Annotated in this window: 16 protein-coding genes and 3 rRNA genes; 12 read left to right on the top strand and 7 right to left on the bottom strand. The window is 68.6% G+C overall.

The window, feature by feature from the left end; genetic code table 11:
• The first annotated feature begins 11 nt into the window (after positions 1-11).
• From ACQP1P_RS42335 to rrf, 6 genes are all read left to right on the top strand, one after another.
• Positions 12-671: an ATP-dependent Clp protease proteolytic subunit gene (locus ACQP1P_RS42335; protein ID WP_350616060.1), complete on the top strand. Its 660-nt coding sequence runs from the start codon at positions 12-14 to the stop codon at positions 669-671.
• 236 nt (positions 672-907) lie between these two features.
• Positions 908-2,206, top strand: a complete 1,299-nt coding sequence (gene clpX / locus ACQP1P_RS42330; RefSeq protein WP_350616061.1) for an ATP-dependent Clp protease ATP-binding subunit ClpX — start codon at positions 908-910, stop codon at positions 2,204-2,206.
• Between the two features lie 10 nt (positions 2,207-2,216).
• The gene (locus ACQP1P_RS42325) at positions 2,217-3,011 is read left to right on the top strand and encodes a carbon-nitrogen hydrolase family protein (RefSeq protein ID WP_433080182.1); all 795 of its coding nucleotides are present in this window, start codon (positions 2,217-2,219) and stop codon (positions 3,009-3,011) included.
• A gap of 728 nt (positions 3,012-3,739) precedes the next feature.
• Positions 3,740-5,254, top strand: a 16S ribosomal RNA gene (locus ACQP1P_RS42320).
• Positions 5,255-5,592: 338 nt separating this feature from the next.
• Positions 5,593-8,699 (top strand): 23S ribosomal RNA (locus ACQP1P_RS42315).
• 110 nt (positions 8,700-8,809) lie between these two features.
• A 5S ribosomal RNA gene (rrf, locus tag ACQP1P_RS42310) occupies positions 8,810-8,926 on the top strand.
• The 16S, 23S and 5S rRNA genes sit together here, the layout of an rRNA operon.
• Before the next feature lie 422 nt (positions 8,927-9,348).
• Here the strand turns inward: rrf and ACQP1P_RS42305 are convergent.
• Both ACQP1P_RS42305 and ACQP1P_RS42300 read right to left on the bottom strand, forming a co-directional pair.
• Positions 9,349-9,987 carry a hypothetical protein gene (locus ACQP1P_RS42305; protein WP_433080180.1) on the bottom strand — a complete coding sequence of 213 codons (639 nt, stop codon included), beginning with the start codon at positions 9,985-9,987 and terminating at the stop codon, positions 9,349-9,351.
• Between the two features lie 188 nt (positions 9,988-10,175).
• On the bottom strand, positions 10,176-11,102 hold the full coding sequence (locus ACQP1P_RS42300; RefSeq protein ID WP_433080178.1) for a hypothetical protein: 927 nt from the start codon (positions 11,100-11,102) through the stop codon (positions 10,176-10,178).
• Between the two features lie 73 nt (positions 11,103-11,175).
• Here ACQP1P_RS42300 and ACQP1P_RS42295 point away from each other — a divergent pair, with 73 nt between their 5' ends.
• Genes ACQP1P_RS42295 through ACQP1P_RS42275 form a run of 5 tightly spaced genes read left to right on the top strand, consistent with a single transcriptional unit; the run spans position 11,176 to position 16,442 of the window.
• Complete coding sequence (locus tag ACQP1P_RS42295; protein ID WP_433080176.1) at positions 11,176-13,797, top strand: valine--tRNA ligase; 2,622 nt, start codon at positions 11,176-11,178, stop codon at positions 13,795-13,797.
• A 50-nt stretch (positions 13,798-13,847) separates the two neighbouring features.
• Positions 13,848-15,116: a bifunctional folylpolyglutamate synthase/dihydrofolate synthase gene (locus ACQP1P_RS42290; RefSeq protein WP_433090350.1), complete on the top strand. Its 1,269-nt coding sequence runs from the start codon at positions 13,848-13,850 to the stop codon at positions 15,114-15,116.
• The gene (locus ACQP1P_RS42285; protein WP_433080174.1) at positions 15,113-15,469 is read left to right on the top strand and encodes a DUF4233 domain-containing protein; all 357 of its coding nucleotides are present in this window, start codon (positions 15,113-15,115) and stop codon (positions 15,467-15,469) included. Before ACQP1P_RS42290 ends, ACQP1P_RS42285 begins: the two co-directional genes overlap by 4 nt.
• The gene (locus ACQP1P_RS42280) at positions 15,469-15,687 is read left to right on the top strand and encodes a helix-turn-helix domain-containing protein (RefSeq protein WP_433080172.1); all 219 of its coding nucleotides are present in this window, start codon (positions 15,469-15,471) and stop codon (positions 15,685-15,687) included. Before ACQP1P_RS42285 ends, ACQP1P_RS42280 begins: the two co-directional genes overlap by 1 nt.
• Complete coding sequence (locus ACQP1P_RS42275) at positions 15,615-16,442, top strand: helix-turn-helix transcriptional regulator (RefSeq protein ID WP_433080170.1); 828 nt, start codon at positions 15,615-15,617, stop codon at positions 16,440-16,442. The genes ACQP1P_RS42280 and ACQP1P_RS42275 overlap by 73 nt, the downstream gene beginning before the upstream one ends.
• A 69-nt stretch (positions 16,443-16,511) precedes the next feature.
• Here ACQP1P_RS42275 and ACQP1P_RS42270 read toward each other — a convergent pair whose 3' ends face one another.
• The 4 genes from ACQP1P_RS42270 to ACQP1P_RS42255 form a co-directional block, all read right to left on the bottom strand.
• A complete protein-coding gene (locus ACQP1P_RS42270) occupies positions 16,512-19,325 on the bottom strand; it encodes a VOC family protein (RefSeq protein ID WP_433080168.1) in 2,814 nt (937 codons plus the stop codon).
• An 834-nt stretch (positions 19,326-20,159) separates the two neighbouring features.
• On the bottom strand, positions 20,160-20,864 hold the full coding sequence (locus tag ACQP1P_RS42265; protein WP_433080166.1) for a lysophospholipid acyltransferase family protein: 705 nt from the start codon (positions 20,862-20,864) through the stop codon (positions 20,160-20,162).
• Positions 20,865-21,055: 191 nt separating this feature from the next.
• Positions 21,056-21,892 (bottom strand): EamA family transporter, encoded by an 837-nt coding sequence (locus ACQP1P_RS42260; protein WP_433080164.1) that lies wholly within the window; start codon positions 21,890-21,892, stop codon positions 21,056-21,058.
• On the bottom strand, positions 21,889-22,533 hold the full coding sequence (locus ACQP1P_RS42255; protein WP_433080162.1) for a B3/B4 domain-containing protein: 645 nt from the start codon (positions 22,531-22,533) through the stop codon (positions 21,889-21,891). Before ACQP1P_RS42255 ends, ACQP1P_RS42260 begins: the two co-directional genes overlap by 4 nt.
• 27 nt (positions 22,534-22,560) lie before the next feature.
• Here ACQP1P_RS42255 and ACQP1P_RS42250 point away from each other — a divergent pair, with 27 nt between their 5' ends.
• Positions 22,561-23,166, top strand: a complete 606-nt coding sequence (locus ACQP1P_RS42250) for a helix-turn-helix domain-containing protein (RefSeq protein WP_433080160.1) — start codon at positions 22,561-22,563, stop codon at positions 23,164-23,166.
• On the opposite strand, the gene ileS is transcribed toward ACQP1P_RS42250, so the two are convergent.
• The gene (gene ileS / locus ACQP1P_RS42245) at positions 23,132-26,263 is read right to left on the bottom strand and encodes an isoleucine--tRNA ligase (RefSeq protein WP_433080158.1); all 3,132 of its coding nucleotides are present in this window, start codon (positions 26,261-26,263) and stop codon (positions 23,132-23,134) included. The two genes, ACQP1P_RS42250 and ileS, sit on opposite strands and share 35 nt — an antisense overlap.
• Between the last annotated feature and the right edge of the window lie 220 nt (positions 26,264-26,483).

Below are 26,483 nucleotides of genomic sequence, written 5' to 3'. Positions count from 1 at the left end.
GGAGCGAAGCCATGACCGATCTGAGCCTGCCCCCGGCGCTGCGCGAGGTGCATAACCGCTACATCCTGCCGTCCTACGTCGAGCGGACGTCCTACGGCATCAAGGAGACCAACCCTTACAACAAGCTGTTCGAGGACCGGATCATCTTCCTCGGCGTGCAGATCGACGACGCGTCGGCCAACGACGTGATGGCGCAGCTGCTGACGCTGGAGAGCACGGAGCCGGACCGGGACATCACGCTCTACATCAACTCGCCCGGCGGCTCGTTCACGGCCATGACGGCGATCTACGACACCATGCTCTACGTCCGGCCCGACATCCTCACGGTGTGCCTGGGCCAGGCGGCGAGCGCGGCCGCGGTGCTGCTCGCGGCGGGCACGCCGGGCAAGCGTCTCGCGCTGCCCAACTCGCGCATCATCATCCACCAGCCGGCCACCGAGGGCGGCTACGGGCAGGGCTCGGACATCGAGATCCAGGCTCGGGAGATCATGCGCATGCGGACCCAGCTCGAGGAGATGGTGTCGCGGCACACCGGTCAGCCGGTCGAGAAGGTCCGCAAGGACATCGACCGTGACAAGATCCTCACGGCGGACGAGGCCAAGGAGTACGGCCTGGTCGACAACGTGCTGGTCAGCCGGAAGAAGTCGAGCCTCGTGGCGTCGGGCAGCTGACGACTCTGCGTGCAACACCCCATCGGCTCGCCCTAACCTGGAAGTTGGGCGGGCCGATGGAGTGTCCGGCGGATGTCGTCGGGAGGGCGGCCCAAAAAGACACCCCCTCGTAGGGGGTCGGAATACGGGCGACCACCAGGTAACGTCGAGGCAGTAGCCAGCGTGAGGCGCAACGCGCACGCGGCGAGCAGATGCGATCCGGACGTAGGGTCCGGCCGAAGGCAGGGAGATCGTAGGTGGCACGGATCGGCGACGGCGGCGACCTACTGAAGTGCTCCTTCTGCGGCAAGTCGCAGAAGCAGGTGAAAAAGCTGATCGCCGGGCCCGGCGTCTACATCTGCGACGAGTGCATCGATCTCTGCAACGAGATCATCGAGGAAGAGCTGGCGGAGTCGGGCGACGTCAAGTTCGACGAGCTGCCGAAGCCGATGGAGATCTGCGCCTTCCTCGATCAGTACGTCGTGGGTCAGGACCAGGCCAAGAAGGCGCTCGCGGTGGCGGTCTACAACCACTACAAGCGGGTGCAGGCGGAGTCCGGCGGCAACTCGGGCGGCGACGGCGTCGAGCTGGCGAAGTCCAACATCCTGCTCATCGGCCCCACGGGCTGCGGCAAGACGCACCTGGCCCAGACGCTCGCGCGGATGCTCAACGTGCCGTTCGCGATCGCCGACGCCACGGCGCTCACCGAGGCGGGATACGTCGGCGAGGACGTCGAGAACATCCTGCTGAAGCTCATCCAGGCCGCGGACTACGACATCCGCCGTGCCGAGACCGGCATCGTCTACATCGACGAGGTCGACAAGATCGCGCGCAAGTCGGAGAACCCGTCGATCACGCGGGACGTCTCCGGCGAGGGTGTGCAGCAGGCCCTGCTGAAGATCATCGAGGGTACGGTCGCCAACGTCCCGCCGCAGGGCGGACGCAAGCACCCGCACCAGGAGTTCATCCAGATCGACACGTCCAACGTGCTCTTCATCTGCGGTGGCGCCTTCGCCGGCCTCGACCGGATCGTGCAGCAGCGGGTCGGCAAGGGCGGCACCGGCTTCGGCGCCAACCTCCGCTCGATCACCGACCGGACGGCCGACGACGCCTTCAGCGACGTGATGCCCGAGGACATGCTCAAGTTCGGCCTGATCCCCGAGTTCATCGGGCGGCTGCCGGTCATCACGAGCGTGAAGAGCCTCGACCGCGACGCGCTGGTGAAGATCCTGACCGAGCCGCGCAACGCGCTCGTCCGGCAATACCAGCGGCTGTTCGAGCTCGACGGGGTGGAGCTCGAGTTCGCCCCGGAGGCCCTGGAGTCGATCGCGGACCAGGCCATCCTGCGCGGCACCGGCGCCCGCGGACTGCGGGCCATCATGGAGGAGGTTCTGCTCTCCGTGATGTACGAGGTGCCGAGCAACCCCAACATCGCCCGGGTGCTCATCACCCGCGAGGTGGTGCTGGAGAAGGTGATACCGACCATCGTGCCGCGGGACCTGGCCGCCCACCGGGTCGGCCGTCGACGTGCGGACCGCGAGGAAAAGTCGGCGTAGCCTGGCGCCTATGCGCGTAGCGGTGTGTCAGCTCAATGCCCGCGACAACCGGGCTGAGAACCTCAAGACGGCCCGAACGCTCCTCCAGAGGGCATCCGATGGGGGAGCGGATCTGGCGGTCCTCCCGGAATACGTGGACTATCTCGGGCGGGCCCACTCGGCTCCGACGCCCGAGTCCGTCGACGGGGAGTTCGCCGCGTTCTTCGCCGACGCCGCGCGGGAGTTCGGGATGTGGGTCCACGCCGGCTCGTTCCACGAGACCGGGCCCGACCCCGAGCACACGTACAACACAACGCTCGTCTTCGATCGATCCGGCGCACTGGCCGCGACCTATCGAAAGATCCACCTCTATGACGTCGAGATCCCGGGACGCGTCTCGTACCGGGAGTCCGCGACCGTCGCACCGGGGGGGTCGACGAGCACCGTCGATGTCGAGCAGATCCGACTAGGCCTGTCGATCTGTTACGACCTGCGATTTCCTGAGTTGTACCGTCAGCTCGCGATCGACGGCGCCACAGTCCTCGCCGTGCCGGCGGCCTTCATGCTCCACACCGGACGGGACCACTGGGAAGTTCTGCTCCGCGCGCGAGCCATCGAAAACCAGTGTTACGTGCTCGCCGCCGGGCAGATCGGCAACCATGATCCGGATCGCACCTGTTTCGGCCGGAGCATGATCGTTGATCCGTGGGGGACGGTCGTCGCCCAGGCCCCGGATGTCGCGGGCGTGACGATCGCCGAGCTCGACCTCGACCGGCTCGCCGAGATCCGCGAGACGCTCCCAAGCCTCGCCAACCGCCGGCTCTAACAGCCCCGGATCCCTTCTGGAGTGCCGATTTGACTCGGGCGGCACCGGGTCCGTAGGGTTCTCCAAGTCCGAGGGGATGGGCGGAAACGCCCGGTTCGTCGGATTAGTACCACCAGGGCGGTGCGGGAAGCGATTTGCGAACGCGAAGCCGACCGGGTAAGGTACTCCAGCCGGTAGGGAACCGGGCGAGCTCGCAAGGGCTGGTCGGCCTACCGAAACCCCCGAGCAGATCTGGCGCCGGAAACGGCGCGGATGGTCTGTGCGGGGGGAAGCGTTCCAGACGGTCAACAAGCGGAAAACGCGAACTTGACAGAACGGAACGGGCTGGTAAAGTAAACGGGCCGGGAACGAGCCGGGCGGGCCAAGCGAGCGACAAGCTCCCAAGTGCCGGTCGGTGTAACCGGACCTTCCGAAACAAAATCACCGGAAACGGTGTCCTTGCTATGCTCGGAAAAACCGCTCAAAGTTCTAGAGTTCGAACACGGACTTGACAACGGCGAGCGACCTGGTAAAGTAGAGAAGTTGCCCCGGGCGAGACAGGCAAGTGATTGCGGGTCTCGGCGGTGTGTGTTGGTTGTTTGAGAACTCAACAGGGTGCTTGTTAAGCCAGTGCCAAATGATTTTTACCCCGTGGCATGGGCGCGCTTCTTCGGGAGTGTGTTGCGTGTCTGGGATTCCTTTGGTGACAACATGTTTGTTGCCGGGTGATTGATTCACCAACACGAGTTTTGTTGGAGAGTTTGATCCTGGCTCAGGACGAACGCTGGCGGCGTGCTTAACACATGCAAGTCGAGCGGAAAGGCCCTTCGGGGTACTCGAGCGGCGAACGGGTGAGTAACACGTGAGTAACCTGCCCCAGGCTTTGGGATAACCCTCGGAAACGGGGGCTAATACCGAATATTCATGTCGTGTGGCATCACATGGTGTGGAAAGTTTTTCGGCTTGGGATGGGCTCGCGGCCTATCAGCTTGTTGGTGGGGTGATGGCCTACCAAGGCGACGACGGGTAGCCGGCCTGAGAGGGCGACCGGCCACACTGGGACTGAGACACGGCCCAGACTCCTACGGGAGGCAGCAGTGGGGAATATTGCACAATGGGCGGAAGCCTGATGCAGCGACGCCGCGTGAGGGATGAAGGCCTTCGGGTTGTAAACCTCTTTCGACAGGGACGAAGCGCAAGTGACGGTACCTGGAGAAGAAGCGCCGGCCAACTACGTGCCAGCAGCCGCGGTAAGACGTAGGGCGCGAGCGTTGTCCGGATTTATTGGGCGTAAAGAGCTCGTAGGCGGCTTGTTGCGTCAGCTGTGAAAACCCGCAGCTCAACTGTGGGCTTGCAGCTGATACGGGCAGGCTTGAGTTCGGTAGGGGAGACTGGAATTCCTGGTGTAGCGGTGAAATGCGCAGATATCAGGAGGAACACCGGTGGCGAAGGCGGGTCTCTGGGCCGATACTGACGCTGAGGAGCGAAAGCGTGGGGAGCGAACAGGATTAGATACCCTGGTAGTCCACGCTGTAAACGTTGGGCGCTAGGTGTGGGGGGCCTCTCCGGTTCTCTGTGCCGCAGCTAACGCATTAAGCGCCCCGCCTGGGGAGTACGGCCGCAAGGCTAAAACTCAAAGGAATTGACGGGGGCCCGCACAAGCGGCGGAGCATGCGGATTAATTCGATGCAACGCGAAGAACCTTACCTGGGTTTGACATGTACGGTAATCCGGCAGAGATGTCGGGTCCTTCGGGGCCGTTCACAGGTGGTGCATGGCTGTCGTCAGCTCGTGTCGTGAGATGTTGGGTTAAGTCCCGCAACGAGCGCAACCCTTGTTCGATGTTGCCAGCGGTTCGGCCGGGGACTCATCGAAGACTGCCGGGGTCAACTCGGAGGAAGGTGGGGATGACGTCAAGTCATCATGCCCCTTATGTCCAGGGCTTCACGCATGCTACAATGGCCGGTACAAAGGGCTGCGATACCGTGAGGTGGAGCGAATCCCAAAAAGCCGGTCTCAGTTCGGATCGGGGTCTGCAACTCGACCCCGTGAAGTCGGAGTCGCTAGTAATCGCAGATCAGCAATGCTGCGGTGAATACGTTCCCGGGCCTTGTACACACCGCCCGTCACGTCACGAAAGTCGGCAACACCCGAAGCCGGTGGCCCAACCCTTGTGGAGGGAGCCGTCGAAGGTGGGGCTGGCGATTGGGACGAAGTCGTAACAAGGTAGCCGTACCGGAAGGTGCGGCTGGATCACCTCCTTTCTAAGGAGCACCTTCAGCCGAAAGGCTGTAAGGAGCCCGCATCAGCCGAATGTGCTGGTGGGGTGCTCAATGGCGGAGACACTGGCGAGATTCCTGGTCGCAACGGCCGGCGATGTTAGTACAACCCGATCTGTCGGGAGTGGAACGCGAGTCCGGTGCGGCGCTGGGAACGTATAGGCACCCTGTTGGGTCCTGAAACAACCAACGGTTTGTTTCGGACGGGATCCATATCGGTTCGAGGACCGCGGCTGGTTGGCCGGAGGCTTGGACGTTTGACGGTGTGGGTTTGGTGTTGGTTGAGAATTGCACAGTGGATGCGAGCATCTTTATTGCTTTGTGGTCAAGTTGCTGAGGGCGTACGGTGGATGCCTTGGCACCAGGAGCCGATGAAGGACGTGGGAGGCCGCGATAGGCCTGGGGGAGCTGTCAACCGAGCTGTGATCCCAGGGTGTCCGAATGGGGGAACCCGGCACCAGTCATGTGGTGTCACTCCTGCCTGAACACATAGGGCAGGTAGAGGGAACGCGGGGAAGTGAAACATCTCAGTACCCGCAGGAAGAGAAAACAACAGTGATTCCGTGAGTAGTGGCGAGCGAAAGCGGATGAGGCTAAACCAGGCATGTGTGATACCCGGCAGGGGTTGCATGGTTGGGGTTGTGGGGCATGTCTGCACCGGTCTGCCGGCTGGTGGCACAGTCAGAAAATCGTGGGTTAGTCGAAGTCCGCTGGAAAGCGGCACCGTAGACGGTGAGAGTCCGGTAGGCGAAAACTTTGCGGTCTGTGTTGGCGTGTTCCCGAGTAGCGGCGGACTCCTGTAATCTGCCGTGAATCTGCCAGGACCACCTGGTAAGCCTAAATACTCCCTGGTGACCGATAGCGGACGAGTACCGTGAGGGAAAGGTGAAAAGTACCCCGGGAGGGGAGTGAAATAGTACCTGAAACCGTGCGCCTACAATCCGTCGGAGCGTCCCAGTTTTGCTGGGGGTGACGGCGTGCCTTTTGAAGAATGAGCCTGCGAGTTAGTGATACGTGGCGAGGTTAACCCGTGTGGGGGAGCCGTAGCGAAAGCGAGTCTGAATAGGGCGTTCAGTCGCGTGTCCTAGACCCGAAGCGGAGTGATCTAGCCATGGGCAGGCTGAAGCGCGGGTAAGACCGCGTGGAGGGCCGAACCCACCAACGTTGAAAAGTTGGGGGATGATCTGTGGTTAGGGGTGAAAGGCCAATCAAACTCCGTGATAGCTGGTTCTCCCCGAAATGCATTTAGGTGCAGCGTCATGTGTTTCTTGCCGGAGGTAGAGCACTGGATGGCCTAGGGGGCCCACAAGCTTACTGAAGTCAACCAAACTCCGAATGCCGGTAAGTGAGAGCGTGGCAGTGAGACTGCGGGGGATAAGCTTCGTAGTCGAGAGGGAAACAGCCCAGATCACCAGCTAAGGCCCCTAAGCGTGTGCTAAGTGGTAAAGGATGTGGGGTCGCATAGACAACCAGGAGGTTGGCTTAGAAGCAGCCACCCTTGAAAGAGTGCGTAATAGCTCACTGGTCAAGTGGTTCCGCGCCGACAATGTAGCGGGGCTCAAGCACACCGCCGAAGCTGTGGCATTCACACGTGTACCAGGCCTTTGTGGTCCAGGTGTGTGGATGGGTAGGGGAGCGTCGTGTCACCGGTGAAGCGGCGGAGTGATCCAGCCGTGGAGGTGACGCGAGTGAGAATGCAGGCATGAGTAGCGAAAGCAGGGTGAGAAACCCTGCCGCCGGATGACCAAGGGTTCCAGGGCCAGGCTAATCCGCCCTGGGTGAGTCGGGGCCTAAGGCGAGGCCGAGAGGCGTAGTCGATGGACAACGGGTTGATATTCCCGTACCCGCGTAGAAGCGTCCATGCTGAACCTGCTTGTACTAACGTCACAATGGTCTGAACCTTTCGGGGGGATGGCCGGCGTTTCGGAACTCGGGTGGTAGTAGGCAAGCGATGGGGTGACGCAGGAGGGTAGCTGGGCCCGGCCGGTGGTTGTGCCGGGGCAAGCGTGTAGCCCGTGCTGTAGGCAAATCCGCAGCACATGTGGGTGAGGCGTGAAGCGGAGCCGTTTCAGGTGAAGCCAGTGATCCCATGCTGCCGAGAAAAGCCTCTAGCGAGTTTCGAGCGGCCCGTACCCCAAACCGACACAGGTGGTCAGGTAGAGAATACCGAGGCGATCGGGCGAACTGTGGTTAAGGAACTCGGCAAATTGCCCCCGTAACTTCGGGAGAAGGGGGGCCACCGATGGTGAGACCACGTGCTGGTGGAGCGGTTGGTGGCCGCAGAGACCAGGGGGAAGCGACTGTTTACTAAAAACACAGGTCCATGCTAAGTCGTAAGACGACGTATATGGACTGACGCCTGCCCGGTGCTGGAACGTTAAGGGGACCTGTTAGTCCTTCGGGGCGAAGCGGAGAACTTAAGCGCCAGTAAACGGCGGTGGTAACTATAACCATCCTAAGGTAGCGAAATTCCTTGTCGGGTAAGTTCCGACCTGCACGAATGGCGTAACGACTTCCCCACTGTCTCAACCACAGGCCCGGCGAAATTGCACTACGAGTAAAGATGCTCGTTACGCGCGGCAGGACGGAAAGACCCCGGGACCTTCACTATAGCTTGACATTGGTACTCGAATTCGATTGTGTAGGATAGGTGGGAGCCGGTGAAACCCGCACGCCAGTGTGGGTGGAGGCAAGCTTGAAATACCACTCTGTTGGATTTGGGTATCTAACCTTGGACCGTGAGCCGGTTCAGGGACAGTGTCTGGTGGGTAGTTTAACTGGGGCGGTTGCCTCCTAAAATGTAACGGAGGCGCCCAAAGGTTCCCTCAGCCTGGTTGGCAATCAGGTGTTGAGTGCAAGTGCACAAGGGGGCTTGACTGTGAGACTGACAGGTCGAGCAGGGACGAAAGTCGGGACTAGTGATCCGGCACTGGCAGGTGGAAGCGGTGTCGCTCAACGGATAAAAGGTACCCCGGGGATAACAGGCTGATCTTCCCCAAGAGTCCATATCGACGGGATGGTTTGGCACCTCGATGTCGGCTCGTCGCATCCTGGGGCTGGAGTAGGTCCCAAGGGTTGGGCTGTTCGCCCATTAAAGCGGTACGCGAGCTGGGTTTAGAACGTCGTGAGACAGTTCGGTCCCTATCCGCCGCGCGCGTAGGATACTTGAGAAGGGCTGTCCCTAGTACGAGAGGACCGGGACGGACGAACCTCTGGTGTGCCAGTTGTTCTGCCAAGAGCACGGCTGGTTGGCTACGTTCGGAAGGGATAACCGCTGAAAGCATCTAAGCGGGAAGCTCGCTTCGAGATGAGGTATCCCACCCCTTGAGGGTTAAGGCCCCCAGCGAGACCACTGGGTTGATAGGCCGGAAGTGGAAGCCTGGTAACAGGTTTGAGCTGACCGGTACTAATAGGCCGAGGACTTGACCTACAACACCTTGCTGTGAAGATCTTGCATCCACTGTGTGATTCTGAACCAACACCGAACGCACCCCAACCCCTGGACGGGGTGGGTGTGCGGGGTTGACAGGTTCATAGTGTTACGGCGGCCATAGCGGAGGGGAAACGCCCGGTCCCATTCCGAACCCGGAAGCTAAGCCCTCCAGCGCCGATGGTACTGCACCCGAGAGAGTGTGGGAGAGTAGGACGCCGCCGGACAATCATTCCTTCAGGGGCTCACCGCATACGGTGAGCCCCTGAAGTATGTCCTGGGAATATGACGAGCGTTGTTGAGCCGGCCCCGCTGACGCGGGGCCGGCTTTTTGTATTGGTGCGGAGGCTGAGCAGCGCGCCCACGGGTGCTTTGCGGGGCGGTCACGCTGCCGCTGATCGGCTTCCAGCGCGACAACGCAACGGGGGACAAGCAACGCGACGCGGAGGCTGAGCAGCGCGCCCACGGGTGCTTTGCGGGGCGGTCACGCTGCCGCTGACCGGCTTCCAGCGCGACAACGCAACGGGACAAGCAACGCGACAGCCCAAGGGGATAAGCAACGCGACAACGCAACGGGGACAAGCAACGCGACAACGCAACGGGGACAAGCAACGCGGCAACGCGGCGGGACAGGGCGACAACGGGACGGTCAGCCGCGGTGCTCCACCGCGGTACGGAGCTCGAGCAGGGACTTGGCGGAGTCGGCGACGGGACTGTTGGAGAACAGCGCCACACCCAGCGAGCCGTTGTCCGCCCAGCCGCACACCGTCAGATCCGAGTCGTCCACCTTCGTCGTGCCGCAGCGCACGGTGCCGCCCAGGGGGCCGGCGTCGACGTCCCTGGTGTCGCGCACGCCGCCCTTGTCGTCGGTCAGCATGTCGAAGGCGGTCTTCAGGGTGTCCTCGGGCTTCCAGATGCGCGCGGTGCCGGCCACGAGGATCGCGTCCTTCGTGCCGTCGCGGTAGATGAGCCCGACGCTGTCGTCGAGGCTGACCTTGGAGGCGATGGCGTCGCGGATGTACTCGCTGGTCTGCTGGGCGCCGTCGCTCTTGTCGAGCGTGAAGGCGCCGACCTTCTCCGGGGACTTGATCTCGGTGTCGCTCTGGCCCAGCACGCGGAAGACGGTGGGGCCGTAGAAGATCCCCGAGACCAGCAGGGCCGCGGCCGCGACCGAGCCGGTGATGATCGCGATGCGCTTCAAGGGCACGCGGCTCGCCGGGGCCTCGGGGGCGTCATCGTCGTCGTCTTCGTAGTACAGACCGGCGGGACCGCCGTCGGGGTCGACCATCGGCGCACTGTAGCAACTCGGGCTCGACGGGCGTGGCCGAGTGGCGGTCCGGCGGCGCACGGCGGAAGAGGGCGGAAACGCGACAGGGGCGCGTGGAGCGCCCCTGTCGTCGAAGTGCCTGTCGTTCGAAGGTGCCTGTCGTTCGAAGTGCCGGCGTCGTAGTGCCGGCGTCGAGTGCCGGCGAGAGCTCAGCTGCGGGTCTGGACCGCCTCGCGGATGTCGACGAAGCGGGTCGACGCGCCGCTGATGTCCTGGCCCATGAAGACGACCAGGCCCACGCTGCCGTGGTCGGCCCACACGCACATGCTCATCTTCAGGCTCTCCGTGCCCGAGCCGGCGCTGTACTGGCTGCTGCCGCACTTCACCGTGCCGCCCAGCTTGCCCGCGGGGTACTCGGTCGGCGGGGTCACCGTCGTGAAGCCGCTGCTCGTGCCGAAGCCCTTGAACGCGGAGTCGACCTCCGAGCCGGGGGAGAAGAACGTGCCGGTCGCGGCGACGAGGATGACCACGTTCGTCGGGTCGTCGTCCTTGGCCGCGGAGTACACCCCGGTCTCGATCTCGTCGATGTTGTCGATGCTGCCGCGCAGGTCGGACTCCATGCTCGACTTGAGCGCGTCCGACTGCTGGGTGTCCTGCTTGGTGAGGCCGCCCGGGAGCGTCGGCGGGGCGGTCACGTGCGCGCCGGAGTCGCGGTAGATCGGGTACAGGGCGATGCACGCGATCAGGCCGCAGACCAGGAACACGCCGCCGACGACGCCGAGGGTGATCTTCAGCCCCTTGCCCTTGCGGGGCGGCGGAGGGGGCGCGGGCGTGAAACCGGGGCCGGGCTGCTGGTACGCCGGCGGGTAGGCCGGCGCCGGCGGCTGCTGGTAGGCCGGCGCGGGTGGCTGCTGGTAAGGCGGCTGCTGACCATACGGCTGGCCCGAGACCGGGTAGCCGGGGCCGGACACCGGATACTGCGGCTGCTGCTGCGGTGGCTGCTGCTGCGGCGGCGGATACGCGCCCGGGTTGTTCACCGGCGGGGTGGTGCCGTACTCCGGAGCGAGGTCATACGAGATGGGCCGGAACGGCTCGGAGCGCGGCTCGTCATCCGGGTTCTGCGGCGGGTAGGTCACCGTCGATCAGTCTCCTGAGTGTAGGGGCAATGGCGAGCGTAGACCCCCTGCGCGACAGTTCTAGACTTTGCGTGTGACGGATACTCCACGCACGGGGCAAGCAACCCCGGAGCTCTCGGCTCAGTATGCCCCTGGCGAGGTCGAGCAGCGGCGGTATGAGCAATGGGTAGCCGACGGTCTGTTCAAGGCGGACGCGGGTAGCGACAAGCCGCCGTTCTCGATCGTGCTCCCGCCGCCGAACGTCACCGGCTCCCTGCACATCGGGCACGCGCTCGACCACTCGGTCCAGGACGCGCTGACGCGGCGCAAGCGGATGCAGGGGTACGAAACGCTCTGGCTGCCCGGCATGGACCACGCCGGCATCGCCACGCAGAACGTGGTGGAGCGGCAACTGGCCGCCGACGGGCAGTCCCGGCACGACCTGGGCCGCGAGGCGTTCGTCGAGCGAGTGTGGCAGTGGAAGCAGGAGTCCGGCGGCAAGATCCTGGGGCAGATGACGCGGCTCGGGGACTCCGTGGACTGGAGCCGCGAGCGGTTCACCATGGACGCGGGTCTGTCGCGGGCCGTGCTGACGATCTTCAAGCGGCTCTTCGACGACGGGCTCATCTACCGGGCCGAGCGCATCATCAACTGGTGCCCGCGGTGCCTGACCGCGCTGAGTGACATCGAGGTCGAGCACTCCGACGACGACGGCGAGCTCGTGTCGATCCGCTACGGCGAGGGCGAGAACGCGATCGTCGTGGCGACCACGCGCGCCGAGACGATGCTCGGTGACACGGCGGTGGCGGTGCACCCGGACGACGAGCGGTACCAGCACCTGATCGGCACCGAGGTCGAGCTGCCGCTGACCGGGCGGCGGATTCCGATCGTCGCGGACGCGCACGTCGACCCGGCGTTCGGCACCGGCGCGGTCAAGGTGACCCCGGCGCACGACCCGAACGACTTCGAGATCGGCCAGCGCCACGACCTGCCGAGCCTCACGGTCATGGACGAGCACGGCGTGATCACGGTGCACGGGCCGTTCCTGGGCCTGGACCGGTTCGAGGCGCGGCCGGCGGTCGTCGCGGCGCTGCGCGCGGAGGGCCGGATCGTCGCGGAGAAGCGGCCGTACGTGCACGCGGTCGGGCACTGCTCGCGCTGCAACACGACGGTCGAGCCGCGGCTGTCGCTGCAGTGGTTCGTGCGTACCGAGCCGCTGGCCCGGGCCGCGGGCGACGCGGTGCGCGACGGGCGGGTGCGGGTCGAGCCGCCGGAGCTCACGAAGCGGTACTTCGGCTGGGTCGACAACATGCACGACTGGTGCATCTCGCGGCAGCTGTGGTGGGGGCACCGGATTCCGGTGTGGTACGGCCCGAACGGCGAGGTCGTGTGCGTGGGCCCGGACGACGAGGTGCCGGCCGGCGACGGCTGGACCCAGGACGCCGACGTGCTCGACACGTGGTTCAGCTCGGCGCTGTGGCCGTTCTCGACGCTCGGCTGGCCCGACGAGACCCCGGACCTCGCGAAGTTCTATCCGACCAGCGTGCTCGTCACGGGGTACGACATCCTGTTCTTCTGGGTCGCCCGGATGATGATGTTCGGTCTGTACGCGATGGACGGGCGGCAGCCGTTCGACGTCGTGATGCTGCACGGGATGGTCCGCGACCAGTACGGCAAGAAGATGTCGAAGTCCTTCGGCAACGTCGTCGACCCGCTGGACTGGATCGAGCGGTTCGGCGCCGACGCGACCCGGTTCACGCTGCTGCGCGGGGCGAACCCGGGCGCGGACGTGCCGGTGAGCGAGGAGTGGGTGCAGGGCGCCCGCAACTTCGCCAACAAGCTGTGGAATGCGACGCGCTACGGGCTGGCCAACGGCGCCACGGTCGAGGGCGAGCTGCCCACGGAGGGGCTGAGCACCGTCGACCGCTGGATCCTGTCCCGGTTGCAGCACGTGATCGGCGAGGTCGACCAGCAGTTCGAGGCGTTCGAGCTGGCGAAGGTGTGCGACACGCTGTACCACTTCGCCTGGGACGACGTCTGCGACTGGTACCTGGAGCTGACCAAGCCGGTGCTGACCGGCGCCGACGAGGCGGCCAAGGCGCGCACCCGCCGGGTGCTGGGGCACGTGCTGGAGAGCCTGCAGCGGCTCCTGCACCCGATCATGCCGTTCGTGACCGAGGAGCTGTGGACGACGCTCACCGGCCGGCCGACCGTGGTCCGCGCCGAGTGGCCGACGCCGGACAAGGAGCTCGCCGACGACCCGGCCGAGCGCGAGGTCGAGAACCTGCAGCGGGTCGTCACCGAGGTGCGCCGGTTCCGCGCCGACCAGGGCGTGAAGCCGGCGCAGCGGGTGGTGGCGCGGCTCGAGGGGCTGGACGCGGCCGGGCTGGCCGCGCACGAGGGGCTGATCCGGTCCCTGGCCCGGCTCGACGCGTCCGGCGGGGACTTCGCGGCGACGGCGAAGCTGGCCGTCGGCGTGGGGGTCACCGTGGAGCTCGACACCCGGGGCGCGATCGACGTCGCGGCCGAGCGGGCCCGGCTCACGAAGGACCACGCCGCGGCGGAGAAGGAGGCGGCGCAGTGCCGGGCGAAGCTCGGCAACCCGGCCTTCACCGGCAAGGCACCGGAGGCGGTGGTGGCCAAGATCCGGGAGCGGCTGGAGGCGGCCGAGGCCGATCTGACGCGCATCTCCGCGCAGCTGGACGCGTTGCAGTGACCCGGTTCACGGAGGTCGACCAGGAGCTGAACGCCCGCGGGTTCACCCGCATGGTGTTCGACCTGTCGCGCATCGAGGGGCTGCTCGACTTGCTCGGCAGCCCCCAGCGGGCGTATCCGGCGATCCACCTGACCGGCACGAACGGCAAGACTTCGACGGCCCGGATGATCGACTCGCTGCTGCGGGCGCACGGGCTGCGGACGGGGCGGTACACGAGCCCGCACCTGCAGAGCATCACCGAGCGGATCAGCATCGAGGGCGAGCCGATCAGCGAGGAGAAGTTCGTCGAGGTGTACGAGGAGGTGGCGCCGCTGGCCGAGTACCTCGACGCCACAGCTGACGCGCCCTTGACCTACTTCGACATGACCACGGCGATGGCGTTCGCGGCGTTCGCCGACGCGCCCGTGGACGTGGCGGTGGTCGAGGTCGGGCTGGGCGGGGCCGACGACTCGACGAACGTGCTGCAGGCCCAGACCACGGTCATCACGCCGATCGGCCTCGACCACACCGAGTGGCTCGGCGACACGATCGAGGAGATCGCCTGGGCCAAGGCCGGGATCGTGCACAAGGGCTCGACGCTGATCCTGGCGCTGCAGCCGGAGGAGGCGATGCGCCCGATTCTGGAGCGCTGCGCGGAGGTCGGGGCGACCGTGGCCCGGGAGGGCCGCGAGTTCGGGGTGGTCAACCGCGATCTCGCCGTCGGTGGGCAGGTGCTGACGCTGCAGGGGCTCTCCGGGGTGTACGAGGGGATCTTCCTGCCCTTGCACGGCGAGCACCAGGCGCAGAACGCGGCCATCGCGCTGGCGGCGGTCGAGGCGTTCCTGGGCGCGGGCGCCGAGCGGGCGCTCGACGCCGAGTCGGTCCGCGACGGGTTCGCCGGGGCCACCTCGCCCGGCCGGCTGGAGCGGGTGCGCAACTCGCCGCCGATCCTGCTCGACGCGGCCCACAACGCGCACGGCATGCAGGCCACGGTCCGGGCGCTGACCGAGGAGTTCGCGTTCAGCGGGCTCGTCGCGGTCGTCGCGGCCCTCGCCGACAAGGACGTCGAGGGCATGCTGGAGCTGCTGGAGCCGATCACCGAGAGCATCGTGGTGACCCGCAACAGCTCGCCCCGCGCGATGCCGGTCGCCCAGCTGGCCCAGATCGCCGAGGAGCTCTACGGCGGGGACCGGGTGCGGGTCGTGCCGCAGCTGCCGGACGCCATCGACGCGGCCGTCACGCTCGCCGAGAGCGACAACGCGGTGCCCGGCACCGTCGGGATCCTCGTCACCGGCTCGGTCGTGACCGTGGCCGACGCGCGCGGGCTGCTGAAGCGATGAGCTCGCCCGCCGGACTGAAGAACCCGGGCGCGGCCGTGCGGGGCGTCGGGGCCGCGGGCCTCGCCGTCGAGGGTGTCGTACTGTTGCTGGCCCTGCTCCCGCTGGCGAAGCTCGGCCACGGGCACACCACCGCGGCGATCTGGTTGTGCGCGGTGCTCGCGGTCGTGTGCTTCCTGCTGTGCGGGTTCATGAAGCGCTCGTGGGCGTGGATCGCCGGGCTGCTCGTGCAGGTCGTGCTGCTCGCGGGCGGGTTCCTGCACTGGTCGCTGCTCGCGCTCGGGCTCGTGTTCGGGCCGGCCTGGCTGTACGCGCTGTACGTGCGCCGATCCGTCTACGCGAACAAGCCCGACTGATGCGCGCGAGCCGGCTCCTGTCGACGCTGCTGCTGTTGCAGACCCGGGGCCGGCTGACCGCGCAGCAGATCGCGGACGAGCTCGAGGTGTCGGTGCGCACGGTGTACCGCGATATCGAGGCCCTGTCCGCGTCGGGCGTGCCGCGGTGTACGCCGACCGTGGTCCGGCGGGCGGGTTCGCGCTGCTGGACGGGTACCGGACGAGTCTCACGGGGCTGACCAGCGATGAGGCGGCCGCGCTCTTCCTCGCCGGCAGCGGGGCGACGGCCGGGGATCTCGGGCTCGGGCCGATGCTCGACGCGGCGCGGCTCAAGCTGCTGGCGGCCCTGCCGGCCGAGCAGCGCACGATGGCGGGGCGCGTGCAGCAGCGTGTCCACGTCGACGCCCCGGGCTGGTTCCGCGATCCGGAGGCGCCGCCGCACCTCGACACGGTCGCGACGGCCGTCTGGGAGCAGCGGCAGATCCGGATGTCGTACCAGAAGTGGGACGGCGTGTCCGTGTCGCGCCTGGTCTCGCCGCTGGGGCTCGTGCTGAAGGGCACCGCGTGGTACGTGGTCGCGGTCGGCCGCTCGCGGACGAACGCCTATCGGGTCTCGCGGATCCTGTCGCTCGAGCTGACCGACGAGCACTTCACGCGCCCGGCCGACTTCGATCTTCGCCGGTACTGGCTGGAGTTCTCCGACCGCCTGCAGTCGACGCTCTATGCCGGGGGGTCGGCCACGGTACGGCTGTCGCCCCGGGCGGTTTCGCTGTGGTTTCTGCTCGGGCCGGTCGCGGGGCGGGCGCTGCGCGAGTCGGCCGTGGAGTCGGGGGACGGCTGGGTGCGGGTGGACGTGCCGATCGAGTCGCTGGAGCACGCGCGGATCGCCTTCGCGCGGTTCGGGCCCGACCTGGAGGTGGTGTCGCCGCCCGAACTGCGCGCGCTCATGATCGCCGACGCGGCCGCGCTGGTGCGGCTCTACTCAACGTCGTAGCGCTTGCACATTCTGTTCCCGGGCTTGCACGTATTGTTTCCGGGCTCGCACGGTTGTTTCCGGGGCTGCTCAGCGGCGTAGCTCCCAGCGGGTCAGGGCGATCGCGTGGCCGTCCGGGTCGCGGAAGGTCGCCGAGCACAGTTCCAGCTGCTCGCCCTGCGGCACCGTGCGCGGGCGGTGGACGAAGTCGACGCCCTGTTCGCGGAGGCGTTCGTAGGCGTCGTACACGTCCGGCACGTCGAGGTTCAGGTGCACCACGCGGCGGTCGACGGGCGGCATGTCGGCCACGCGGCGCAGCACGACCCGCGCGGTGCCGGTCTCGAGCACGGCGCTGGTCTCGCCGCTGTCGAGCTCGGTCAGGCCGAGGGTGTCGCGGTAGAAGCGGCGGGAGCGCTGCAGGTCGGACACGATGAGCGTGATGCTGACGCCGTTGACGCCGTCGAGGGGCGTGGCCTGCTGGCGGCGCGGCCCGGCGGCGAGGAACTCGGCCACGGCGCCCTCGCTGAGCGGCTGCTCCTCGAGCGCGTCGGCGTCGTCGCCGTCCTCGTCGGTGCGGTTGCTGTGGCTGCTGTGGTGGCTGTGGTTGCTGCCGTTGCCGCGGTCGTCCGCCGGGAGGTAGTGCTCCGACGCATACGGGTCCGGGGACACCGGCTCCTCGTCGTCGTCCTCGTCGGCTGGGGAGCGGAGGAGGGGCGGGGCGCCGTAGAGGCCCTTGCCGTTGACCGACCACGCGGAGCCGGTGCGCTCCTCCCGGGCGTCGGCTGCTGCTTCGGAGACGGCTTCGGGCTCGGAGTGGACTTCGGATCGGGAGTCGGCTTCGGATGGGGAGTCTGCTCCGGACCGGGAGTCGGCTTCGGGTTCGGAGTCGGCTTCGGAGTCGGCGAGCTCGCCTTCGATGACGGGTGGCTCGGTGTGCATGCCGCGGGTCGGGGGGAGTTCGGACTCGCGGTCGGGGTAGTACGCGGCGGCGGGGCGCGGCTCGTCCGCGCTCGTCCACCACTCGATCTCGGCGCCGGACTCCGGGTCGGCCTGCGGGGCGGGGACCATCGAGCCGGACTCCGGGATGGTGTAGACCCCCGGCTCCGCCTGCGAGTGCTCGGTCGCGGTCTCCGCCTCGGCGTCGACGGTTTCGGCCCGAACGTTCTCGGCGTAGGGATTCTCGGTGCCGACGTTCTCGATGTGGATGTTCTCGGTGTGGGCGTTTTCGGTGTGGATGTTCTCGGCCCAGAGCGGTCCGGTCCGCGGGTCCAGGGCCGGCTGAGGCTCGCCCTGCGTGTCCGTGGTCGCGGTGGTCGCCTCGTCCTGTGCGTCCGTGGCCGCGGTGGGCGGCTCGTCCTGTGCGTGCGTGGCCGCGGTGGGCGGCTCGGCCTGCGGGTCAGTGATCGCCGGGGTCGGCTCGGCCTGCGTCGCCGCGAGGGCTTCGGGGAGTGCCGGGGGTTCCGGGGTGACCGGGCGGGTGCGCCCCGGGCGGCTGCGGCGGACCCGGTCGTGCGCGCCCGAGCGCGGGTGTGGGCTCGGGCGGCGGTGCTGGCTGCCGCCGGGGCGCGGGGTGGAGCGGAGCCGCATGATGATCGGCTCGTCCTCCTCGCCGATGACCGTCGGGCGGGTCTCGGTCGGCTCCGGCCAGGACTCCGCCGCGGGGGACTCCTCGACCGCCTCCCGCTCGGCCTTCGGGTCGGTCGCCGGTTCGGTCTTCGGCTCCGCGGCGCCGGTCTCGGGTCCGACGATCGGCGCGGTCGCGGCCGGCTCCGTCCCGGCGACCGGTTCGGCGGCGGTCGGCTCAGCTTCGACGATCGGCGCGGCGGCGGCCGGCTCCGTTCCAGCGACTGGCGCGGCGGTGACTCGTGGGGCGGCGGTCGGCTCGGCCTCGGCGCCCGTTGCGGCGGCGGCCGGCTCCGTTCCGGCGACCGGTGCGGCGGTGACTCGTGGGGCGGCGGTCGGCTCGGCCTCGGCGCCCGCTGCGGCGGCGGCCGGCTCCGTTCCGGCGACCGGTGCGGCGGCGGGCGGCTCCGCGCCGGTGGCCGCTTTCGTGTCCGTGATCCGCCCGGGGTCGGTCGCGGTCGGAGCGGCGCCCATCGGCTCGTCGGTGCGGTGGGCCGGATTGCCGCCCCCGGCGGCGTGGCGGGGCTTGCTCTGGCGGTTCGGGAAGCCGAAATAGCCGCGCAGCGACGGGCGGCCGGTCGCCGCGTCCGGGATCTGCTCGCCGCCGCCCGGGTCGGGCGGGGCGACCGTCGCCACCCGCGCGTCGGCGGTCTCGGCCTTGACCGGGGGGAGGTCGGTCAGCGTGGTCGAGTTGTCCGGCGGGAGGTAGGTGGACGGGCGCCGGAAGGGCTCGTCGGGGTCGTAGATGTCCTGGCGGGCCTTGTCCAGCTGGGCGTTCAGGGCGGCGTAGTCGTGTTCGAGGTCGTCGGCGGGGCGGCGCTGCTCGGCGAGGACGACCTCCTGGTGCGTCTGGACGCGTTCCCACAGCACCGTGAACTTGCGCGGGGTGCCCTTGAGCACCTGCACGGGCAGGGTCGCGCCGCGCTCCGGCCACTTCTCGATCGGGATGGCGGGGTCGGTGCCGGTGACCGTCACGCCCCGAATGCCCGTCGCCGTGATGGTGAGCTTCAGCCGGCCGCGGGCCGAGCGCCCCTCCTGGGTCGGACGGGCGGTGATCTCCTCGACGATGGCGGTGCCCTGGACGTACAGGCGGACCTTGTTGCGATTGTTGACGACAGCGATCATCACCGGACCGGCCAGGGCCACGATCACGCCGAGCGCGATGACGAGCGGGCTCGACATGCCCAGGCCGCAGAAAGCCAGGAACCCGCCGATCACCACCATCAACAGGATGACCAGGTTCCGGCTGTCGTTCGATGACGCGCGGTTGCTGGACGGCAAGTCGACCTCCCCAGACGACTGACACCAGGCTATGCCTGATCATTACCGAAACGGAAGTCTCCGGCACGCTGGCGCGGCCGGGCACAATCCGGGTATTTCTGCGCCGTCGGTGAGCGGAAGCCGGCGACATTTGCCGAGGTCGATCGTATGAAATCGGCCCGGAGCGATTTCCGGTAACCCTTCGATTCGGGCGGGCGGCGTCGTTCACGGCGCCGGGAGCGGCAGCGCGCCTCGCGGCGGGCGGCCGGCGGCGGCGCGAGGCGGCGTCGTCCATGGCGCCGGGAGCGGCAGCGCGCCTCGCGGCGGGCGGCCGGCGGCGGCGCGAGGCGGCGTCGTCCATGGCGCCGGGAGCGGCAGCGCGCCCCGCGCTGGGCGGCTGGCGGCGGCACGAGGCGGCGTCGTCCATGGCGCCGGGAGCGGCAGCGCGCCCCGCGCTGGGCGGCTGGCGGCGGCACGAGGCGGCGTCGTCCACGGCGCCGGGAGCGGCAGCGCGCCGCGTGCCGGGCGGCCGGCGGCGGCACGAGGCGGCGCATCTCGCCTGGGACGCGGGCGCTTTCGATCTGCCGACCATGGCCGCACCGACTCCGGCCGCGACCGGGCCCGCTGCTCGACACGCCGACCCGCGGCCGGATGGCGGCCCGATCGCCGGCCCGTGATCGTCCACCACGCTTGCCGGCCGCCGCTCCCCACGCACGGCCCAGGGCTGCCGTACGGCGGCCGACCGCGTGCCGGAAACGGTCCAGGAGCGGTCTAGGTTCCCGAATACCCCGTCAGGCGAAAAATGCGGATATGTCGTGGCGCGCAGCGCCCGACATATCCAACAAACCTCACCCCTCAGGCGTCCGGCTCCGCAGCGGCGATCTGGTCGGGGCGCTTCGGCGCGTACCGACCGACATATTCCTGCCCCGTCAGCTGCTGAATCGCGTTCATCAGCTTCAAGGTGACCTCCCGCAGCGCGCGGCTGTCCACCTCGCCGCCGCCCTGCCACTGGCTCAGGTCGAGCGGCTCGCCGATGCGCACCTCGACCTTCGGGCCGAGCTTGGGCAGCCGGGCGCCGACCGGCATGACCTGGTCGAAGCCCATCAGGCCGACCGGGATGATCGGCGCGGGGGCGTCCAGGGCGAGCTTGGCCACGCCGGGGCGGCCGCGGTACAGGCGGCCGTCGGTCGAGCGCGTCCCCTCCGGGAAGATGCCGAGCACGTGGCCGGCGCGCAGGACCGGCAGGGCGGCGTCGAGGGCCAGGAGGCTGGCGCGGCCACCGGAGCGGTCGACCGGGATCTGGTTCAGGCCGTACATGATGTTGCGCAGGGCGGCGCCCTTGAGGCCGGGGCCGCGGAAGTACTGGTCCTTGGCGAGGAAGTACACGTTGCGCGGGGCGATGGCGCCCATCATCACCGAGTCGAGCACCGACTGGTGGTTGCTGGCGAGGATCGCCGGGCCGGTCTTCGGCACGTTGTCGAGGCCGATGATGGTGGGGTGCCAGAGCATCCGGACCGTCGGTGCCACGGTCATCTTGCCGACCGCATAAAGCGCGGACAAATGCCCTCCACCAGGCTCAACTCGACGCTGCCGCACACTCTAACGGCAGGTCGCGGCAATGGCAGCCAGGCGGGTCACATGGTGGGCAACACCACCCGGCGCGGGTTAGGCCCGGTCCTGCCGGGTCACCCGCGTCGGCAACGGTCCTGGCCAGGGCACCCACCCGGTCGAGCCGCCGGGCGGACGGGAGTCTAGGAGGCGACGAGCACCAGGGCGGTCGCGGCCAGGCCGAGGCCCGCGAGCTGGACCGGGCGCAGGCGCTCGCGGTCGACGAGCATGGCCAGCAGGACGGTCGAGACCGGGTACAGGGCGGCGATCGGCGCGATGATGCTCAGGTCGCCGCGGGTCACGGCGAGGACGTACAGGGCGTTGGCGCTCATGTCGAGCAGCCCGGCGCTCGCCAGCCAGCGCCGCGACGAGGGGTCCAGCCGCAGGCCGTCGCGGCGCAGGCGGAGCAGGGCGAACGGGGCGCCGAGCGCGATGGCGGCGACCTGGGCGCCCGCGATCGGCCACAGGCCCGCGTCGTCGCCGGCCCGCGACAGGCACGTGAAGAACAGGCCGAACGCGGCGCCGGAGAGCAGGGCCAGGCCGACGAGCCGGCCGGTGACCGGGCCGCCGCTACCGCCCGCGGCGCTCACCAGGCCGATCGCGGCGATCGCGCAGGCGGCGCCGGCGAGGGCCAGGGTGCCGGGGCGCTCGCCCGCGGCCAGACCGAACGCGACCGGGATGAGGGCCGTGGTCACCGCGCTGACGGGGGCGACGATCGCCATCGCGCCGGCGGCCAGCGCACGGTAGAAGACGAACATGCCGAGCACGCCGAGGACGCCGGCGGCCGCGCCCCAGCCGATGGCCCGGGCGTGCGGGGTGCCGGGAATGAGCACGAGGTAGAGGGCGACCGCGGGCAGGCTGACCGCCTTCGAGAGCACCACGACCAGCAGGGAGTCGGCGCGCTGGCTGGCCTTGCCGCCGGAGAAGTCGCCGACGCCCCAGACCAGGCCGGACAGGGCGGCGAGCACGATGCCGATCATGCGAGCCGCTCGATGGTCGCCGACTCCGCGTCCAGCAGGGAGATCAGCCGCTCGGCTGCCGGTCGCAGATCGATGTCGAGGCCTTCCAGGAGGAACACGGCCGAGGTCGTCGCCTCGGTCAGGGCGGTGCGGCGGCCCTGGCGCCAGTTCCAGCGGCGGCAGGTCACGGCGACGTCGTCGCGCCAGATCACCTCGCCCGGCTCCGGCGTCTCGACGAACGGCGCCCCGTCCTTGACGGTGTCGAAGGGCTCGTCGCCGGCCGCGCGCACGAGGCGCTCGGTCCCGACGAGGGCGGCGCGGTCCTCGCCGCCGATGGGCACGGCGAATCGGATGCTGACGGCGTTGTACGCGTCGACGATCCGGTTCACCGAGGGCACGTCGCCCTTGGCCGCCCGCTTGCGCAACGCCTCCGCGGAGCACGGGGTGCGCTGGGGCTTGGCGCCGAACCCGCGGTACACGTCCCGCCACGCCTCCAGGTGGGGGTGCGGCGCGCTCAGGTCGCCCGCGGCCGCGACGGCGTCATGCAGCAGCGCGGGGTCGCCTGGGCCGTTGCGCAGCCCGTCGGCGAGGACCGCGAGCACGGTAGCCTCGTGCCCCACGGAACGGCACAGGTCGAGCACGTCATCGGCAACGGCGAACATGCCGCTAGTCGTACCACAATAATGACCGTGAAGGAAAATATGTTGACCGACCGCGAGCGGGACGCCCAGCTGGCGATCGCGCGTCAGGTGAAGGGCCTCCGCCAGGGCAGACGCTGGTCACTGGACGAGCTCGCCAGTCGCTCGGGTGTGAGCAAGGGCATGCTCGTGCAGATCGAGGGCGCCCGCACGAACCCGAGCATCGGCACCCTGTGCCGGGTCGCGGAGTCGTTCGGGGTGAGCATCGGGCGGCTGCTGGAGGCCGAGCCCGAGCCCGTCGTGAAGATCGTCGGGGCCGAGGAGCCCGCGGTGCTGTGGCGCGGCCCGGACGGCGGCACCGGGCGGCTGCTGCGGGGCGTCAACGATCCCGCGTTCGTGGAGGTCTGGGACTGGCGGATGCTGCCGGGGGAGGAGCACGACTCCGGCGACCACACGCCGCGCACCCGGGAGATCATCCACGTCCACGCCGGCGAGCTCGAGGCGGAGATCGACGGGACGGCCTACCGGGTGACGGCGGGGGAGACCATCGACTTCCAGGCCGACCGCCCCCACCGGTACCGCAGCAGCGGCCCGGTGGAGGCGGTCCTCACGATGGTCGTCGTCATGCCCCAGGGAGAGCACGACCGACGGGCGTGACGGTCACCTTGACCGCCTCGCCCTCGCCGACCTCGCCCGCGAAGCCGTCGATGAGCGTGCCCAGCGAGACCGAGTTGGCCAGCGTCTCCCCGGCCACGAACGAGTCGTGCGCGGCCAGGGCGGACGCCACCGACTCCGGGCCGTCGACCACGACCACGATCCGGTCCGACACGTTGAGGTCGGCGTCGCGGCGGGCCTGCTGGATGACCCGGACCAGGTCGCGGGCCACGCCCTCGGCCGACAGCTCCGGCGTGACGGTGCTGTCGAGCACGACCACGCCCTCGCCGCCGGGCAGCGGCGCGGACTGGGTCGGGTCGGCGGCGACGAGCTTGAGGTCGTACTCGCCCTCACTCAGCTCCACCCCGCCCGCCGTCACGACCCCGCCGGCCTGGCTCCAGTCGCCGGCCTTGACCGCCTTGATCACCTGCTGGACCTGGCCGCCGAGGCGCGGGCCGAGCACCCGCGGCACCAGCGTCAGCACCGGCGTGCAGTGCGCGGCCACGTCCGCGGTGAACTCGACGGTCTTCACGTTGACCTCGTCGGCGACGAGCGCGGCGAACGGGCGCAGCGCCTCGGCGTCCGGCGTGGCCACGGTCAGCGTCGACAGCGGCAGCCGCACCCGCAGCCCGCGGGCCTTGCGCAGCGACAGCGCGGCCGAGCACACCTCGCGCACCGCGTCCATGTCGGCCACGAGCCCGTGGTCGGCCGGGAAGTCCTCCGCGGCCGGCCAGTCCGTCAGGTGGACCGAACGCTCGCCCGTCAGCCCGCGGAAGATCTCCTCCGCGGTCAGCGGGGCGAGCGGCGCGACGACCTGGGCCAGCGTGGTGAGCACGGTGAACAGCGTGTCGAACGCGTCGTGGTCGCCGGACCAGAAGCGGTCCCGGGACCGGCGCACGTACCAGTTGGTGAGCGCGTCGAGGTAGGCGCGCACGGTGCCGCAGGCGCCGGAGATGTCGTACGCGTCCAGCTGCCGCCCCACCGTGGCCACCAGCTCGCCGGTCTTGGCCAGCACGTACCGGTCGAGCAGGTCGGCGCTGTCGGTCCGGCGCCGCGCGGTGTACCCGTCCGCGTTGGCGTACAGGGAGAAGAAGTAGTACACGTTCCACAGCGGCAGCAGCACGTGGCGGACCGAGTCGCGGATGCCCGGCTCCGTCACCGGCATGTCCCCGCCGCGCAGCACCGGCGAGGAGACCAGGAACCAGCGCATGGCGTCGGAGCCGTACTCGTCGAACACCCGGTACACGTCCGGGTAGTTGCGCAGGCTCTTGGACATCTTGCGCCCGTCCTCGCCCAGCAGGATGCCGTGGGACACGCAGTTGCGGAACGCGGGCCGGTCGAACAGCGCCGTGGCCAGCACGTGCATGGTGTAGAACCAGCCGCGGGTCTGGCCGATGTACTCCACGATGAAGTCGCCGGGGTAGTGGTGCTCGAACCAGTCGGCGTTCTCGAACGGGTAGTGCACCTGGGCGAACGGCATCGAGCCGGACTCGAACCAGCAGTCCAGCACCTCGGGCACGCGGCGCATGACGGACTGCCCGGTCGGGTCGTCCGGGTTGGGCCGGGTCAGGTTGTCGATCTCGGGCCGGTGCAGGTCGGACGGGCGCACGCCGAAGTCGCGCTCGAGCTCGTCCAGCGAGCCGTACACGTCCACGCGCGGGTACTGCGGGTCGTCGGACTTCCACACCGGGATCGGCGAGCCCCAGAACCGGTTGCGGCTGATCGACCAGTCGCGGGCGTTGGCCAGCCACTTGCCGAACGAGCCCTCCTTGATGTGCTCGGGCGTCCAGGTGATCTGCTGGTTGAGCTCCACCATCCGGTCGCGGAACGCGGTGACCTGCACGAACCAGGACGAGACGGCCTTGTAGACCAGCGGGGTGTCGCAGCGCCAGCAGTGCGGGTAGGAGTGCGTGTAGCTGTCGTGGCGCACCACGACGCCGGCCGCCTTGAGGTCGCGGATGACCGGCTTGTTGGCCTCGAAGACCTGCAGACCCTGGTAGTCCGGGACCAGCGAGGTGAACCGGGTGTGCTCGTCGACGGTGACGACGGTCGGGATGCCCACCGAGGCGCACGCGTTCTGGTCGTCCTCGCCGAAGGCCGGGGCCATGTGCACGACGCCGGTGCCGTCCTCGGTCGTGACGAAGTCGGCCCCGATCACCTGGAACGCGTTCGGGGTGTCCGCGAGGAAGCCGAAGAGGGGGGTGTACCGGCGGCCGACGAGCTCGGCCCCGGAGACCGACCCGACCCGGGTGGCGCCGGCCAGCTCCTTCTCGTAGGCGCCGAGGCGGGAATCGGCCAGGATGTACCGCTGCCCGTCCTCCTCGAAGAGGGCGTACTCGATCTCGGGCCCGACCGCGATGGCCAGGTTGGAGGGCAGCGTCCACGGGGTCGTCGTCCAGACCAGGATCTTCTCGCCGGTCTCCAGCGTGAAGGCCACCGTCAGCGCGGGGTCCTGCCGGTCGCGGTAGACGTCCTCGTCCATGCGCAGCTCGGTGTTGGACAGCGGCGTCTCGCAGCGCCAGCAGTAGGCCAGCACCCGGAAGCCCTCGTAGACCAGGCCCTTGTCGTGCAGGGTCTTGAAGGCCCACATGACGCTCTCCATGTAGGGCAGGTCGAGCGTCTTGTAGTCGTTGGTGAAGTCGACCCAGCGGGCCTGGCGGGTGACGTACCGCTCCCACTCGCTGGTGTAGCGCAGCACGGACTCCTTGGTGGCCGCGTTGAACTTGTCCACGCCGAGCTGGAGGATCTCGGCCTTCGTGGTGATCCCGAGCTGCTTCTCGGCCTCGACCTCGGCGGGCATGCCGTGGCAGTCCCAGCCGAAGCGGCGCTCGACGCGGAAGCCCTTCATGGACTTGTACCGCGGGACGACGTCCTTCGCGTAGCCGGTCAGCAGGTGCCCGTAGTGGGGCAGGCCGTTGGCGAACGGGGGCCCGTCGTAGAACACGAACTCGTTCGAGCCGTTGTCGCCCGCGGGGCGCTGGTCCACCGAGGCCTGGAACGTCTCGTCCCCGGACCAGTAGTCCAGGACCTCGCGCTCGACTTCGGGGAGGTTCGGGCTCGCGGGGACGCCGGTGCCCGTGCGGTGCATCGGGTAGGCCATCGGTGGTCGCTCTCCTCGCGTGGTCGGTGTCGCATCCACGCGGGGACGAACCCTCGGGTCCGCGGTACCACCCCGCTTGCCGCCGGGGTCGTGCGTTCGGCGGCCGCTCGTTGGCCGGCTGTAACGGGCCGGTACCCGTCCGGTTCTACTGGGCTGCCGGGGCGGCCGTTCTTCCGGAGGCTCGCCGGTGATGGCCGGGTCAAAGCCTGTACACCGAGGA

Source organism: Dactylosporangium sp. CA-052675, from assembly GCF_050947935.1.
Taxonomy (GTDB): Bacteria; Actinomycetota; Actinomycetes; order Mycobacteriales; family Micromonosporaceae; genus Dactylosporangium.
The sequence above is the reverse complement of the archived record's forward strand: the minus strand, read 5'-3'. Positions and strand labels throughout refer to the sequence as shown.

Bases quoted from the DNA above. Each gene is read 5' to 3' on its own strand.
- ACQP1P_RS42335 (WP_350616060.1), top strand. From the start codon at position 12: ATGACCGATCTGAGCCTGCCCCCGGCGCTGCGCGAGGTGCATAACCGC.
- ACQP1P_RS42325 (WP_433080182.1), top strand. From the start codon at position 2,217: ATGCGCGTAGCGGTGTGTCAGCTCAATGCCCGCGACAACCGGGCTGAG.
- ACQP1P_RS42305 (WP_433080180.1), bottom strand. From the start codon at position 9,987: ATGGTCGACCCCGACGGCGGTCCCGCCGGTCTGTACTACGAAGACGAC.
- ACQP1P_RS42290 (WP_433090350.1), top strand. From the start codon at position 13,848: ATGGTGTTCGACCTGTCGCGCATCGAGGGGCTGCTCGACTTGCTCGGC.
- ACQP1P_RS42285 (WP_433080174.1), top strand. From the start codon at position 15,113: ATGAGCTCGCCCGCCGGACTGAAGAACCCGGGCGCGGCCGTGCGGGGC.
- ACQP1P_RS42280 (WP_433080172.1), top strand. From the start codon at position 15,469: ATGCGCGCGAGCCGGCTCCTGTCGACGCTGCTGCTGTTGCAGACCCGG.
- ACQP1P_RS42260 (WP_433080164.1), bottom strand. From the start codon at position 21,892: ATGATCGGCATCGTGCTCGCCGCCCTGTCCGGCCTGGTCTGGGGCGTC.
- ACQP1P_RS42255 (WP_433080162.1), bottom strand. From the start codon at position 22,533: ATGTTCGCCGTTGCCGATGACGTGCTCGACCTGTGCCGTTCCGTGGGG.
- ileS (WP_433080158.1), bottom strand. From the start codon at position 26,263: ATGGCCTACCCGATGCACCGCACGGGCACCGGCGTCCCCGCGAGCCCG.